This is a genomic window from Paracoccus liaowanqingii (assembly GCF_004683865.2).
Classification (GTDB): Bacteria; Pseudomonadota; Alphaproteobacteria; order Rhodobacterales; family Rhodobacteraceae; genus Paracoccus; species Paracoccus liaowanqingii.
In genome coordinates, this window is record NZ_CP038439.1 from 827,392 (window position 1) to 840,570 (window position 13,179).

Annotated in this window: 11 protein-coding genes and 1 pseudogene; 3 read left to right on the plus strand and 9 right to left on the minus strand. The window is 65.4% G+C overall.

Annotated elements, in window-relative coordinates:
- Nucleotides 1–128 precede the first annotated feature (128 nt).
- Nucleotides 129–332, plus strand: a pseudogene (locus E4191_RS24810) (M20/M25/M40 family metallo-hydrolase); the annotation flags it as partial.
- A gap of 51 nt (nucleotides 333–383) precedes the next feature.
- Here the strand turns inward: E4191_RS24810 and E4191_RS03965 are convergent.
- Complete coding sequence (locus tag E4191_RS03965) at nucleotides 384–809, minus strand: IS5 family transposase (protein WP_331459629.1); 426 nt, start codon at nucleotides 807–809, stop codon at nucleotides 384–386.
- An 18-nt stretch (nucleotides 810–827) separates the two neighbouring features.
- Between E4191_RS03965 and E4191_RS03970 the strand changes: the two genes are divergently transcribed.
- Complete coding sequence (locus E4191_RS03970; RefSeq protein WP_135312247.1) at nucleotides 828–1,856, plus strand: IS110 family RNA-guided transposase; 1,029 nt, start codon at nucleotides 828–830, stop codon at nucleotides 1,854–1,856.
- A 254-nt stretch (nucleotides 1,857–2,110) separates the two neighbouring features.
- Here E4191_RS03970 and E4191_RS03975 read toward each other — a convergent pair whose 3' ends face one another.
- The 7 genes from E4191_RS03975 to E4191_RS04005 form a co-directional block, all read right to left on the minus strand.
- Complete coding sequence (locus tag E4191_RS03975) at nucleotides 2,111–2,335, minus strand: transposase (protein ID WP_331459641.1); 225 nt, start codon at nucleotides 2,333–2,335, stop codon at nucleotides 2,111–2,113.
- 211 nt (nucleotides 2,336–2,546) lie between these two features.
- Nucleotides 2,547–4,475: a hybrid sensor histidine kinase/response regulator gene (locus E4191_RS03980; RefSeq protein WP_135312248.1), complete on the minus strand. Its 1,929-nt coding sequence runs from the start codon at nucleotides 4,473–4,475 to the stop codon at nucleotides 2,547–2,549.
- Between the two features lie 164 nt (nucleotides 4,476–4,639).
- On the minus strand, nucleotides 4,640–6,106 hold the full coding sequence (locus E4191_RS03985) for a sensor histidine kinase (protein WP_135312249.1): 1,467 nt from the start codon (nucleotides 6,104–6,106) through the stop codon (nucleotides 4,640–4,642).
- Entirely contained in the window at nucleotides 6,103–7,620 is a 1,518-nt protein-coding gene (locus tag E4191_RS03990; RefSeq protein ID WP_135312250.1) for an ATPase domain-containing protein, read from the minus strand. The genes E4191_RS03985 and E4191_RS03990 overlap by 4 nt, the downstream gene beginning before the upstream one ends.
- Nucleotides 7,621–7,839: 219 nt before the next feature.
- Nucleotides 7,840–8,688: an alpha/beta hydrolase fold domain-containing protein gene (locus tag E4191_RS03995; RefSeq protein WP_135312251.1), complete on the minus strand. Its 849-nt coding sequence runs from the start codon at nucleotides 8,686–8,688 to the stop codon at nucleotides 7,840–7,842.
- On the minus strand, nucleotides 8,685–9,434 hold the full coding sequence (locus E4191_RS04000; protein WP_231714309.1) for an SDR family NAD(P)-dependent oxidoreductase: 750 nt from the start codon (nucleotides 9,432–9,434) through the stop codon (nucleotides 8,685–8,687). Before E4191_RS04000 ends, E4191_RS03995 begins: the two co-directional genes overlap by 4 nt.
- A 326-nt stretch (nucleotides 9,435–9,760) precedes the next feature.
- Complete coding sequence (locus tag E4191_RS04005; protein ID WP_135312253.1) at nucleotides 9,761–10,615, minus strand: glucose 1-dehydrogenase; 855 nt, start codon at nucleotides 10,613–10,615, stop codon at nucleotides 9,761–9,763.
- A gap of 180 nt (nucleotides 10,616–10,795) precedes the next feature.
- Between E4191_RS04005 and E4191_RS04010 the strand changes: the two genes are divergently transcribed.
- Nucleotides 10,796–11,365 carry a type 1 glutamine amidotransferase domain-containing protein gene (locus E4191_RS04010; protein ID WP_135312254.1) on the plus strand — a complete coding sequence of 190 codons (570 nt, stop codon included), beginning with the start codon at nucleotides 10,796–10,798 and terminating at the stop codon, nucleotides 11,363–11,365.
- Nucleotides 11,366–11,430: 65 nt separating this feature from the next.
- On the opposite strand, the gene dhaL is transcribed toward E4191_RS04010, so the two are convergent.
- A complete protein-coding gene (dhaL, locus tag E4191_RS04015; protein WP_135312255.1) occupies nucleotides 11,431–13,170 on the minus strand; it encodes a dihydroxyacetone kinase subunit DhaL in 1,740 nt (579 codons plus the stop codon).
- Nucleotides 13,171–13,179 lie beyond the last annotated feature (9 nt).

Below are 13,179 nucleotides of genomic sequence, written 5' to 3' on the forward strand. Positions count from 1 at the left end.
TGCGTGGGCTTGGGCTTGAGGTGATCGAAGGCCTTGGCGGCACGGGTCTGGTCGGGCTGCTGCGCGGCGCACGGGCCGATCGTGCGGCGCCCTTTGTCGGGTTGCGGGCCGAGTTGGATGCTTTGCCGATGGCCGGGCCTGCCGATGGCACGGTGCAGACCACTGAAGGACCGCGCTACCACGGCTGTGGCCATGACGGCCACATGGCCACCCTTCTAACTGTGGCGGCTTTCCTTGCCGCACAGCCCAATCTGCCGGTCAATGAGGCCTTAATTTTCCAGCCCGTCGAGGAACCGCTGACGGGTGCCGCGGCGATGATCGCTGACAGGCTCTTGGGCTTGGTGCCGATGTCCGCAATCTATGCGTTGCACAACATTCCCGGCCTATTTGTCGTATCGTGTGGCCACCCGCCTCCAGTCTTTCAGCCGACCGAACATGATCTCGATGCGATTGCGCCTTTTGTAGCGGCGCTTATCGTATTTCACGGTCTTTTTGCGGGACTTCCGGCCGGGGATGCAGGCTTTTATGCCCTTGTCTTCCAACATTTCTCTCAGCCAGTCCGCGTCGTAGCCCCTGTCTGCCAAGAGCCAGTCGGCCTTCGGTAGGCTGCCCAGCAGCGCCGCCGCCCCCGTGTAGTCGCTGACCTGCCCTGCCGTCATGAAGAACCGGATCGGTCGGCCTTTCGCATCAGTGACGGCGTGCAGCTTTGTGTTCATGCCGCCCTTCGTTCGACCGATCTGGCGACCGCGCCCCCCTTTATGGATGGCCCGCCCCTCCCGCCGATCTCCGTGTAGGATGTCGGTGTTCAATGGAGGAAGGAGCGGACCATGAGCATTGTGATCGTTGGCATCGACCTAGGCAAGAACAGCTGCAGCATCGTCGGTCTCGACAGCCTGGGGACAGTGGTGGTGCGACGGCGATTGCGTCGTGACGGCGTCATCGCCTTCGCGTCGAAGCTGCCGGCCTGCATCATGGCCATGGAGGCGTGTTGCGGCGCTCATCACATGGGACGGTCGCTGGCAGCACTGGGGCATGAGGTCCGGCTGATGTCGCCGGAATATGTCCGGCCTTACGTCAAGGCGCAGAAGAATGATGATCGCGACGCTGAGGCCATTGCCGAAGCGGCAACCCGACCCACCATGCGCTTTGTCGAACTCAAGAGCGAGGAGCAACTCGACGTCCAGACGTTGCATCGGGTGCGGGATCGACTGGTCGGAGAACGCACGTCGCTGACCAACCAGATCAGGAGCCTTCTGCTGGAACGGGGACATGTCGTAGCACAGGGCCATGCCCGGTTGCGCCACCTGCTCGCTGACATGCTCGACCCCGGCACGGGCAGCCTCAGTCCCCGCATGGCTTTCCTGCTCGGCGACATGCGCACGCGGTGGGACGAGCTTGACCGCCGCATTGCCGCTTTTGACGCCGAGTTCGCGGCCATGGCTCGGACCGATGAGCGAGCACGGCGGCTGACAAGCATTCCGGGCATCGGTGCGCTGAATGCCACCGCATTGGTCGCCGCTGTCGGCAACGCCGCGACATTCACGAAAGGACGCAATCTGGCCGCCTGGCTGGGTCTGGTGCCCAGGCAGGCGACAACAGGAGGCAAACCGAAACTGCTCGGGATCACGAAGCGCGGCAGTCGATACCTGCGCAAGATGCTGATCCAAGGCGCGCGATCTGCCATGCCAACACTGGCAAAAGCGAATTCTGCCGTAGGCGCCTGGCTGCGTGCACTGCTTGTGCGCACCCATCCCAACGTCGCTGTTGTCGCCCTTGCTGCGAAGATGGCCCGCACTGTCTGGGCGCTTCTGCGGCACGGGCGAAACTATGAAGCCGTGCCGCAGGCGGCCGGTTGAGGAACACGCGCCCGTCTTGAACACAGCCGGGCGCAACGAGCTGCGAGTGGTGAAAGGAAGATGGCCTGACAGTTGATCGGCGTTGCAAAAACCTCCGGCGCAAAATGGCCCACTGAGGCCGGCCCCTTTATGAGGATTGTGACGCGCGGATCTCCATCTTGGCGGCGGCCTTTGTGCCGACATGCCGGATACGTTTGTGCAGACTGATCATGTCATCAAAAATTTCCGCTTGCAGACAGGGCGGGCCATACGTTTTATGCCCGAAGGCTGCAGGCCTTGAGGTGCGCCAAGCGCTTGTAAAGGGTCTGCGCCGGACCGTATTCCCTCGGCGCATCGCACCATCGCCATCCATTGCGATTGATATAGATAATACCGCTGAGAACCCACAGATCATCAACGCGCGGGCGGCCATGGCTTTGGGGACGGAATCGGCGAAGGCGTGCCATCTGCGCGTCGGTTAGCCAGAACAAGGTGCTTATCATTCAGGTTTCCTCAAGGAGCTTGAATGACGCCAAAGAAACGAAACCAATGGCTCTGGACCCTGACAAAAGCGACCGGTGTCTTGCGCTGCTCGCAAAACTGCCCCTTCGGACCGACGAATACAGGAGTAGTCCTCGGGCAGAGCAGGCGGAGCAGCTGAAATCGCTGCATGTCGATCGATGCCGTCGCCCGGCTGTCAGAAATCCAGACCTACCGCCGCACGATCCTGTCGATTTCAGCCTGCAACTGCTGCTGAACGTAGGGTTTTGCCAGGCGGGGCAGTCGGAGGTCGTCGTCTTCCGGCAATTCGGCATAGCCGGTCGCGAGGAGGATCGGGAGGGTCGGGCGAAGTTTGCGGGCCTCCCGGGCCAGTTGCCCGCCATTCATCCTCGGCATGGAAAAATCGGTGATGAGCAGGTCGAACTCCGCATCGGATCTCAGGATGTCCAGGGCCTTGGTGCCCGAATAGGCCGAGGTGACGGCGTGACCCAGATCCTCGAGCATGTCGACAGTGCTCATGGCGATCAGCGCGTCGTCGTCGACCATCAGGATGCGGAGCGACCGCGTCGCGCCACTCCCGTTGACGGCGCGAGCCGTCGAGGGTTGGGCATCCGTGGCGGTCATCTCGGTGGCGGGCAACCACAACTCGGCCCTCGTGCCCCGTCCGACGGCGCTTTCCAAGCGCAATTGGCCGTTCAGCTGCAGGGCCAGGCCGTGGATCATGGACAGTCCCAGACCACTGCCCTTGCCGACGCCTTTGGTCGTGAAGAAGGGCTGGGTCGCCTTGTCCAGAGTCTCGGGATCCATGCCATGCCCGGTATCGCTGACGATCAGGCGGACATGGCCGTGCTGGGGTTGCTCCGACGGGTGGTGGTCGACGCAGACGGTCATCGTGCCGCCTGTCGGCATGGCGTCGCGGGCGTTGAAGACCAGGTTCAGCAGGGCCAGGTCGAACTGGTTGTCATCGACGAGGGCCAGAGGCACCGACCGGGACAGGTCCAGCCTGAGGTCGATCCTGTTGCCGACGGACTGGCGCAGCAGGCCTTCCGCACGTTCCACCAGATGCGCCAGATTGCGGGGCTCGACCGTCAGATCCTGACGCCGGGCAAAGGCCAGCATGCGCTGCGTCAGCGTCGCGCCGCGCTGTGCGCCCTGCATGGCGCCGTCGATCAGTCGGGCGGCACGCGCGTCCCCGGCCAGACGCCTGGACAACAGGTCCAGATTGGACATCACCGCCGTCAGAAGGTTGTTGAAGTCATGGGCGACGCCGCCCGTCAGCTGGCCCAACGCCTCCAGCTTCTGGCTCTGCAGCAAAGCGCTCTGCATCTGCTTCAGGTCGTCCTCACGCTGCCTGGCTTCGGTGAAGTCGCGCCCGATGGCGATGAAGGTGTCGCCATCGGGGTCGGGAACGACGGTCCAGCCAATGGGCTTGTAATCCCCCCTGCTGGTCAGGATGCGATTCTCGAACCGGACCGGACTGCCGGTTTCGCCCATCCGCACCAAGGCGGCGAGCGTCTCTTCGGTATCGTCCGGGTGCATGAAGTCCGAATACGGCCGGCTCAGCAGTTCACCCTCGGAAAAGCCCAGCAGGCGGTTCCAGGCCGGGCTGACCGCCAGCATCATGCCGGTATAGTCCGCGCGGGCCAGCATGTCTGCGGAGAGGGTCCACAGTTGGTCCCGCTCTGCCGTGCGGGCGGCCAAGGCATCTGCCTGCCTCTGTTCATCGGTGACGTCGCGACCGATGCCATAGAACCGATCCCCTCCGGGCTCCGGCGACAGCGTCCAGACGAATGTCCGCCAAGTGCCGTCCGAGGTCAGCATCCGGTTCTGCAACCGCGTGGGACGTTGCGTCGTCTTCATCTGGATCAGAAGCGCGCGGATACGCGGGACTTCCTCGGAATGCAGGATCCTGTCGTAATCCCCGGACAGCAGGAAGTCCTCGTCATGGCCGAGGACCCGCATCCAGGACGGATTTATCCGAAGGAGGCGCCCCGAGTAATCGACGACGGTCAGCAGATCCGGGCTCAGGTCCCATAACCTGTCGCGTTCCGCGGTCCGCGCGACCAGTTCGGCATCGACCGACGCGGTTAACGGGGCGCGCGCATCTTCGGTCAGGACGTCAGGCGTTCGGCGGTGCATTACAGAAGATCCATCCTGCAGGTGATCGTATGTGTAGTGACCCGGCGTCCCGCATCATGTCTGCCGCCGCCGTGCCGGTCCTGATGTCATCCGCGACGACCAGCGCAATTCGGCGGGGCTGCACCACGACTGTTTCCCAAGGACAGATGCGCATGCCGTGATCGTCATTCCTGCCGCGACAGACCGGCCAGAGGTGCTGCCAGGTCAAGGCGCAAACCGTCCGGATCGTAGCTGAGTTCCGCCGTGCCGTCGAAGTATCCCGCCAGCGCCTGCTCGATCAGGCGGCTGCCGAACCCCTGCCGGCAGGGCGGTTCGACGGGCGGACCACCCTGCTCCTTCCAGCAGAGGTGAAATCCGGCCGATCCCGGACTGTCATCGCAGCGCCAGTGAACCCGGACATGTCCCGCATCGCTTGACAGGGCACCGTACTTGGCCGCGTTTGTGGCAAGTTCATGCAGAGCCATGGTGAGCGCCAGCGCCTGCTTGGACCCGATGGAAAGGTCTGGCCCGTCCAGCTGGAAGCGTCCCGCGCTCATGCTGTGGGGATTGAGCGCCGCCTCGACCACCTCCGTGATCGAGGTCTCCGCCCAGGTGGCCTTCACGAGACGATCATGGGCCTGAGCCATGACGGCGATGCGCGACTGGATGGACAGACGCGCGTTTTCCAGGGAATCAGCCTGTCGCAAGGTCTGGGAGACGATCGACTGGACCATCGCCATCGAGTTCTTGACCCGGTGGTTCATCTCTCCAAGCACCAGCTGCAACTGCTCCTCGGCGACCTTCATCCGGTTGATGTCGGTGCAACTGCCGTACCAGCGCGTGATCTGTCCCGCGGCATCGCGGACCGGCTGCGCCCGTCCGAGGACCCACCGATAATCGCCGGACCGATGCCGGAGGCGGTATTCGATCTCGTAGGCCTCACCGCTTTCAAGACTTTGGCGCCACCGCGCCCAGGTCCGGTCCTGGTCGTCGGGATGAAACACATCCGCCCATGCCTCCCCGTCCGTCGACCCTTCCGGCATGCCGGTGAACTCGTACCAGCGGTGATTGTAATAGTCGTGAAACCCGTCCGGCCGTGTCGACCAGATCATCTGGTCGATCGAATCCGCAATGGCATGAAACTTGGCCTCGCTCTCGTGCAGCTGCGCCTCGCGAACCTGCAGCTCGCGCATCCGGTCCCGTGCCTCGTACTGCCGCGCCCGGGCCTTGAGGGCAGAGCGGACCGCGCGGACCAGTTCCTCGGCATGCATGGGCCGCGACAGCAGGATCCCGTTCTGCAGGGCATCGATCAGGGCCTTGGACCGCTCGGAGCGATGGCGCGCCTTCCCGTTCGTCAGAACGATGAAGGGGACATCCGACCAGGACGGCTGACGGGCCAGGGCTTCCTGCAAGCGGCCATTGTCTGCCGCGGTCAGGGCCTCTTCCGTGGCGAGGGCGACGCCGATCGAGCCGCCGATCGCCGCGGCGAGATCGTCGAGGGTGTCGATCGTGATCGACGACACGCCGACCTCGTCCAGCAGCGCCGTCGCCACGGCGGCGTCCCGGCCGCGAGGGGCCAGGATCGCCACCGACAGGCCAAGGTCGCGTGTGATGTCATCACGGCGCCGAGGCGCCACGGATTGGTCGTTCATGGGGATGGGCTCTTGCCCGAACCCGCGGGCAGAAGGTTGCCATTCGCCGTCGACAGCACCGGGGACCCGGACAAGATGCCGGTGAAGCCGCGGATCGGATCGCCGATGACGATGCCCCCCGTGTCGATGCGCAACTCGCGGATGGTGCGCTCGTGGTCGGATGTGCGTGTCTTGATCACGGCGATGGACTTGCGAACCTCGCCATCGGCTTCGAAGAACCGCATCATCATCACGGTGTCGGCCAGATAGCTTATGTCCAGATCGGACCGCAGGTCGCCCGTCACGCCGTGCTGGCCCAGGATCATCAGGGACACGACCCCCTGCTGCGCCAGATAGCTCAGCAACTCGTGCATCTGCAGGACCAGGAAGTTGTCGCTTGGCATGGCATGCAGATAGGCGTTCAGGCTGTCGATCACGACGAGGCTGACATCGTCCTCGTCGACCGCGGTGCGGACGGCATGGGCGAATTCGCCGGGCGACAGTTCGGCAGGGTCGATCTGGCGGATCTTCAGCAGCCCGCTGTCGATGAAGGGTTGCAGGTCCATGCCCAAGGCCCGGCATCGGATCATCAAGGTCGAACGCCGTTCGTCGAACAGGAAATACGCGGCCTTCTGGCCGCGTTGCAGGGCCGCGATCATGCACCGCACCGTGGTCGTCGTCTTGCCGACGCCGGCAGGCCCCACAAGCAGGGTGTTGGTCCCCGGAAACAGCCCCTCGCCCAGCAGCGCATCCAGCCCGGCAAGCCCCGTCGTCACCGGCTCGGTCGAGAAGGTCCGGTGATGGTTGGCAGCGACGAGACGCGGATAGACACGGATCCCGCCCCGCTCGATGGTGAAATCGTGGTAGCCGCCGTGATATTTGAGACCGCGCATCTTCACGACCCGCAGCCGCCGGCGTTCCGATCCGAAGTCGTTGGCCAACTGCTCCAGCGAGATGACGCCATGGGCGATCGAGTGCAGTTGCAGGTCGCCGGGCTCCGCCGTCCTGTCGTCCAGCATCAGCACGGTGCAGTTCCTGCGGGCGAAGAAATGCTTCAGCGCCAGGATCTGGCGACGATAGCGAAGCGGGTTCTGCGCCAGAAGCCGCAGTTCCGACAGGCTGTCCAGCACCACGCGCGTCGGGTCGGTCTTCTCGACCAGGTCGAAGATGCCCCGGACCGTTTCGCCCAGCTCGACCTCGCTCGGATGCAGAAGCGACTGCTCGTGATCGGCGCCGAACTCGTCCTCGGCGACCATCTCGAAGACATCGACGCCGTCCAGCGTCAGATCATGCGACTGTGCGACCGCCTTCAGCTCGCTTTCGGTCTCGGACAAGGTGATGTACAGCCCGCGGTGACCCACCCTGCGCCCCTCGAGCAGGAACTTGAGCGCCAAGGTCGTCTTCCCCGATCCGGGCGTCCCTTCGACAAGGTAAAGTCGGGACGGAGTCAGCCCACCCTGCAGGACGGCATCAAGACCGGATGTTCCCGTCTCGAACCGTGCGTTGGGATCTGCCGCGGCTGTTTCATGGCTCATCTCGTATCCAAGGCTCAAACAAATCAGGGACGTGGTGCGGTACCGGCGACGTCCCGTCTTGAACAGACCTTCCGTCTCCGGCGCCGAAGGCGCATTTTAGCGTTCATCCTTACGGTGTTAGTGGGGCTCACTCTACCTGATAAAAGATGGCCGGAAAACCATGCGACGGGACCCACGCCGGGCCTTGGCACCAAGGGGTGCGCAAACCGGAGAAGGATGTCAGGTCTCCCGCACCTCCGCGGTGGTCCGGTTCAGAAACTCCGCCAGCGATGCATAGGTGCGGCGGGTCTGGTCCAAGGCATTTGGCCACAGGGTCCACATATGGCACAGGCCGGGTTCGACATGCGCCTCCACCGGCCGCCCGGCCAGGCCAAGCGCGCGGACCAGCAGCAGCGTGTCGTCCAGCAGGACCTCCGACGTGGCCGCGGTGATCCAGACGGGGGGCAGGTGCGACAGATCGCCCTGCAGCGGCGAGGCCCCGTCCCGGGCCGCCGGATCCTCTCCGAAGGCCATCCGCGCCAGACGGAGGTCGGTGGCGTCGTCATTCATCAGGTCAAGGTCGGACTGCGCGCGGCGCGTGAGGCTGGCCCCGGTGCGATCGGTGTTGGGCGAGATCAGTCCAAGCGCCGTGACGGCAGCCGAATCGCCTTGCGCCAGGTTCAGCGCCAGCATTCCCCCCGCACTGTCGCCGACCACATCGGCCCGGCCCAAGGCGCGCAGCACTGCTGCGGCGTCCTCGAGCGGCGCGGGCCAAGGGTGTTCGGGTGCCAGCCGATAGGCCGGCAGGATGACCGGACGCCCCGTCAGCCTCGACAGATGGGACGCACCGGCGGCATGGCTGGCCGGGGATCCGAAGACAAGGCCGCCGCCGTGCAGCCACAGGATCGGATGTCCCCGGTCAGGTCCATGGCGCCGACACTCGATGCCGCCCAAGGTCATGGGATGTCCGGAAGGCCCGCCGCAGGACAGTGCCTCGAAGGCTGCCCGCATGTCTGCAGGCGCGCCCTCGACCGGATGCGCCCCGATATGGGCGACGAGGGCATCCCACCCCTGGGGTGCAGGGATCATACGTTGATCGATCCGACCGAGCCGCCATCCACGCGCCAGTTCGACCCGGTCACGAAGGACGCCTGCGTGCTGCACAGCATGGCGATGACGGCCGCGACCTCCTCCGGCCTGCCGCGACGTTCCAGCACCAGGTAGGGGCGATCCTCCTTCAGGAAGCTCTCGACCGCCTCGTCCCTCGAACAGTCCAGCTCTGCGGCGCGCTTTTCCATCATGCCGTCGGTCATCGGCGTCTCGATGAAGGCAGGGGCCACGCAATTGACCAGCAGCCCGGATTTCGAATGCTGCATCGCGACGCTCTTGGAAAAGCTGAGCAGCGCGGATTTGGCCGAGTTGTAGACAGTTTCATCCGGATAGGGCTGCGCCACGTTCTCGGAGGTGACAAAGACCACGCGTCCCCAGGCCCGCGCGATCATCGGCGGGCACAGGTCCCGGGCGAGGCGGACGGCGGACAGGAAATCGATGTCCAGCGCATCCTGCCAATCCGCATCGCTCATCTGCAGAGGATCGCCCTTGGCACCGGTGACTCCGGTTGCGTGGACCCAGATGTCGAAGCCGGTTCCCGCCTGCGCCACCAGATCCCGGCATCCCGCGGCGCTGGACAGATCGGCGGCACAATGTTCGGCGCCCATTTGATCTGCCAAGGCGGCAAGCCTGTCCTTGTCCATGTCCGACAGGGTGACCTTGACGCCCTCTTCGATCAGGAACTGCGCCGTGGCACGGCCGATCCCCCCCGTTGCGCCTGTCACCAGAGCAGTTTTGCCTGAAAGTCCAAAATCCACGATGCTGTTCCTGTGTCTCTCTACCCTGCGACGGTCATGTCACCTCGGGTCGTGCCCGGCAGAACGCGGCACGATGAGGCTGGTTGCGAGGCCGGTTGTCCTCAACGCGAACAGGGCCAGCGACCGAATGTCGCGCCAAGGCGAGCCAAGGCGCGACGCCAGGCGATACTGTCCCTCGCAATTGTCTTGTGTTCGGAAGGCCGCCCCGCGTCGGGCACGATCATGGTCGTGGCGTCCCCGGGATCCCTGTCGCAAGACACGACCGCTGACCCCGGGACTGGCCGACGGCCCCCTCAGCCGCCGACGATCATCCCGCCATTGGGATGCAGGGTCTGCCCGGTGAAATAGCTGCCATCCGAGGAGGCCAGGAACAGGAAGGCCGTCGCCACCTCCCATGGCTGGCCCGCGCGCCCCATCGGGGCCTGGGATCCGAAGTCCTCGACCATCTCGGCGGGCATCGATCCGGGGATGAAGGGGGTCCAGATCGGACCCGGGGCGACGGCGTTCACGCGGACGCCCCTGTCCAGCAGGTTCGACGCCATGGACCGGCTGAAGGCCAACGAGGCGCCACGGGTCGTGGAATAGGCGATCAGGCTGTCATTGCCCCTGAACGCATTGACCGAGCTTGTGTTGACGATGCAGGCGCCCTCCTTCAGATGCGGCAAGGCGGCCTGCGTGCAGAAGAAATAGGACATGACGTTGCTGTCCATCATGCGGCGCAGGCGCTTTTCGGACAGCTCGGTCAGGTCCTCGTCGACCCATTGCATCGCCGCGTTGTTGACCAGGATGTCCAGCTGGCCGAAGGCCTCCACCGTCTTCTCTACGGCATGGGTCGCATGGGCCTTGACGCCCAGATCGCCGGGGATCAGCAGTGCCTGCGCGCCCTCGGCCTCGATCAGGCGTCCGGTCTCCTCGGCATCGGTCTGCTCGTCCAGATAGGCGATGGCGACCTTGGCCCCTTCGCGGGCGAACAGGACGGCCACGGCACGCCCGATGCCGCTGTCACCGCCGGTGATCAGCGCCACCTTGCCCTTCAGCTTGCCGACACCGGGATGGCGGGGCATGTAATCGGGGGCGGGATCCATCTTGTGCTCGTCAGCGGGCATCGCGCCCTGATGCTGCGCCGGAATTTTCGGGGCGTCGGTCATGATCATGTCCTTTGGTTGCGCTTGCGCTTGGTCCCCAACGGTTGCTGACATCGCAGGTTCCGACGGCTGGCAGCCTGTCCGATGCCCGGAACCATGCCCCCCGTCGCCGACGTTCCTGCAGCCAAGGCAGGGGAGACACCCCCGCGCCCAACCGCATTCATATCCCCAAAGGAACGCTCCATGACGCTCACTGGAAAGACCATCGCCCTCCTCGTGTCGCCCCGCGGCACCGAAGAGCCCGAATTTGCCAAGCCCCTGGCAGCCTTGCGGGATGCGGGTGCGACGGTCTGGGTCATCAGCACGCAGACCGGCACGGCCCAGACCGTAAACGGCGATCTCGATCCCGGATCCGACCACGAGATAGACAGTGCGGTCGGCTCCGTCTCGGCCGACGACTTTCACGGATTGGTCATTCCCGGCGGTACGGTCGGCGCGGATACCTTGCGCGGCGACGAGGCAATCGTCGCATTCGTCCGCGACTTCTTCGCCCAGGGAAAACCGGTCGGCGCCATCTGCCATGCCCCGTGGGTGCTGATCGAAGCCGGCGTCCTCACGGGTCGCACGATCACGTCCTATCCGAGCCTCAGGACCGACATCACCAATGCCGGGGCAACCTGGGTGGACAAGGAGGTCATGACGGACAGCGGTCTGGTGACCAGCCGCACCCCCGACGACCTTCCGGCGTTCTGCGCCAAGCTGATCGAGGAATTCGCAGAAGGCCGGCACGAGGCACAGGCCCGCAGCGTCTGATCTGGCGGCCACTGCCGCAAGATCATGCGTCCGCCACCTATGTGAGTGGCGGACGCTTTGCTCACCTATCCGAGATACTGTTTCATGGACTCCAGGATGAGGCAGGCCGATGCCGCCCCCGGATCGATATGGCCAAGCGACCTCGCTCCCAGTTTGGCAGAACGCCCACGCCGACTTTCCATCTGCGCGGTGCGGTCGCGGCCCCCTGCAGCAGCATTTGCGGCCGCCTTCAGCGCCGATACGGGATCGGCATCGTGCGCCGAGGCGGCATCGGCGGCAGGCAACCAGGCGTCGATCATCGTCTTGTCGCCCAAGGCCGCCCCGCCGCGCGACACGATGCCGTCGCACATCCCCCTGATCCAGGCCGCCATCGCGGGACCGTCGAGGTTCAACCGGTCGGAAACGGCCGCACCCGCCGCCGCAAAGGCGCTGGCATAAAGCGGGCCTGTCGAGGCGCCGACCGCATCGAGAAACGCCGTTGACATGCGGTCGCAGAGGTCGGTGATCGTCGCGTCGGCAGGTGCCTCGTCGAGAACGCGGGTGATGGCGGTCCAGCCGATCTCCATGGTGATGCCGTGATCGCCGTCACCGATGACTCCGTCCAGCCGGGACAGCCAGTCGCGCTGATCGCTGATCGCCTGTGCGGCGCCCCCCATCATCGCGCGGAAGACCTGCGGCGTCACCGTGCCGTCGGTGGCGAGCGTTGACCGGCCCTGCACCTTCCGCTTTGCGGTGGGGGCAGGGCCACGGGCCGGACGGTCGCGGCGCCGGGCGACTGGGGTGGGTGTCTCACCGACTGTCAACGCAACCGTCCGGCAGGGGCGGTCCAGCAATGCTGCCAGATCATCGTCCAGCCGCATCAGCGTGACCGAGGCCCCCGCCATGTCCAGCGACGTGCAGTATTCCCCGACCCAGGTCCGGTGCACGGTGATGCCGCGATCCGCCAGCACCTGCGCGACACGGCGGTTCAGGATGTACAGCTCCAGCTGGCCCGTCGCGCCCAGGCCGTTGACCAGCACCGCCACCCGGTCATTCCGCCGTGCGTCGAGATCGTCGAGGATCGTTTCGATCAGTTCATCCGCAAGGTCGTCGGCCCGACCGAGGGGCGCGGATCGCATGCCGGGCTCGCCGTGAATGCCCATCCCGATCTCCATGCTGTCCGGCGCGATGGCGAAGTGCGCCTGACCGGTCTGGGGCATCGCGCAGGGGGTCAGGGCCACGCCCATGGTCCGCGTTGCTGCATTTGCGGCGCGCGCGGCAGCCAGGCATTCCTCAAGATCACGACCGGCGTCGGCCGCGGCGCCCGCGATCTTGAAGACGAAGAAGTCCCCGGCGATCCCACGTCGGTCACCCGCGCGGTCGCGCGGGGCAGAGGCCACGTCGTCGGTCACCGCAAGCGACCTGGCCGGGATGCCTTCGGCCGCGCACGCCTCGACCGCCATGTCGAAGTTCATCACGTCGCAGGTGTAGTTGCCGTAGAGAAAGAGGACCCCCGTGCCCCCTTCGACCGCGCGGGCCGCATCCAGGATCTGCTGCGGTCCGGGCGAGGCAAAGACGTTGCCCACCGCGGCGGCATCGGCCAGCCCTCGGCCGACATAGCCCGCGAAGGCCGGCTCGTGCCCGGATCCGCCTCCGATGACAATGCCGACCTTGCCGTCGCGCGGGCCGTCGACGGCCACCACGGCGCGGCCCGTCGGCCCCTCCAGCGCCAGAAGATCGGGATGCGCGGCGATCATGCCGGCCAGGGCCTCGGTGACGATGTCCGCGGGCGCGTTCAGCAGCCGCTTGGTGGGGTGGTCGTTCATGATCCCTCC

What these genes read in the sequence shown, in the direction of transcription:
- E4191_RS03970 (WP_135312247.1), top strand. Translation starts at nt 828, where the DNA reads ATGAGCATTGTGATCGTTGGCATCGACCTAGGCAAGAACAGCTGCAGC.
- E4191_RS03980 (WP_135312248.1), bottom strand. Translation starts at nt 4,475, where the DNA reads ATGCACCGCCGAACGCCTGACGTCCTGACCGAAGATGCGCGCGCCCCG.
- E4191_RS03985 (WP_135312249.1), bottom strand. Translation starts at nt 6,106, where the DNA reads ATGAACGACCAATCCGTGGCGCCTCGGCGCCGTGATGACATCACACGC.
- E4191_RS03990 (WP_135312250.1), bottom strand. Translation starts at nt 7,620, where the DNA reads ATGAGCCATGAAACAGCCGCGGCAGATCCCAACGCACGGTTCGAGACG.
- E4191_RS03995 (WP_135312251.1), bottom strand. Translation starts at nt 8,688, where the DNA reads ATGATCCCTGCACCCCAGGGGTGGGATGCCCTCGTCGCCCATATCGGG.
- E4191_RS04005 (WP_135312253.1), bottom strand. Translation starts at nt 10,615, where the DNA reads ATGACCGACGCCCCGAAAATTCCGGCGCAGCATCAGGGCGCGATGCCC.
- E4191_RS04010 (WP_135312254.1), top strand. Translation starts at nt 10,796, where the DNA reads ATGACGCTCACTGGAAAGACCATCGCCCTCCTCGTGTCGCCCCGCGGC.
- dhaL (WP_135312255.1), bottom strand. Translation starts at nt 13,170, where the DNA reads ATGAACGACCACCCCACCAAGCGGCTGCTGAACGCGCCCGCGGACATC.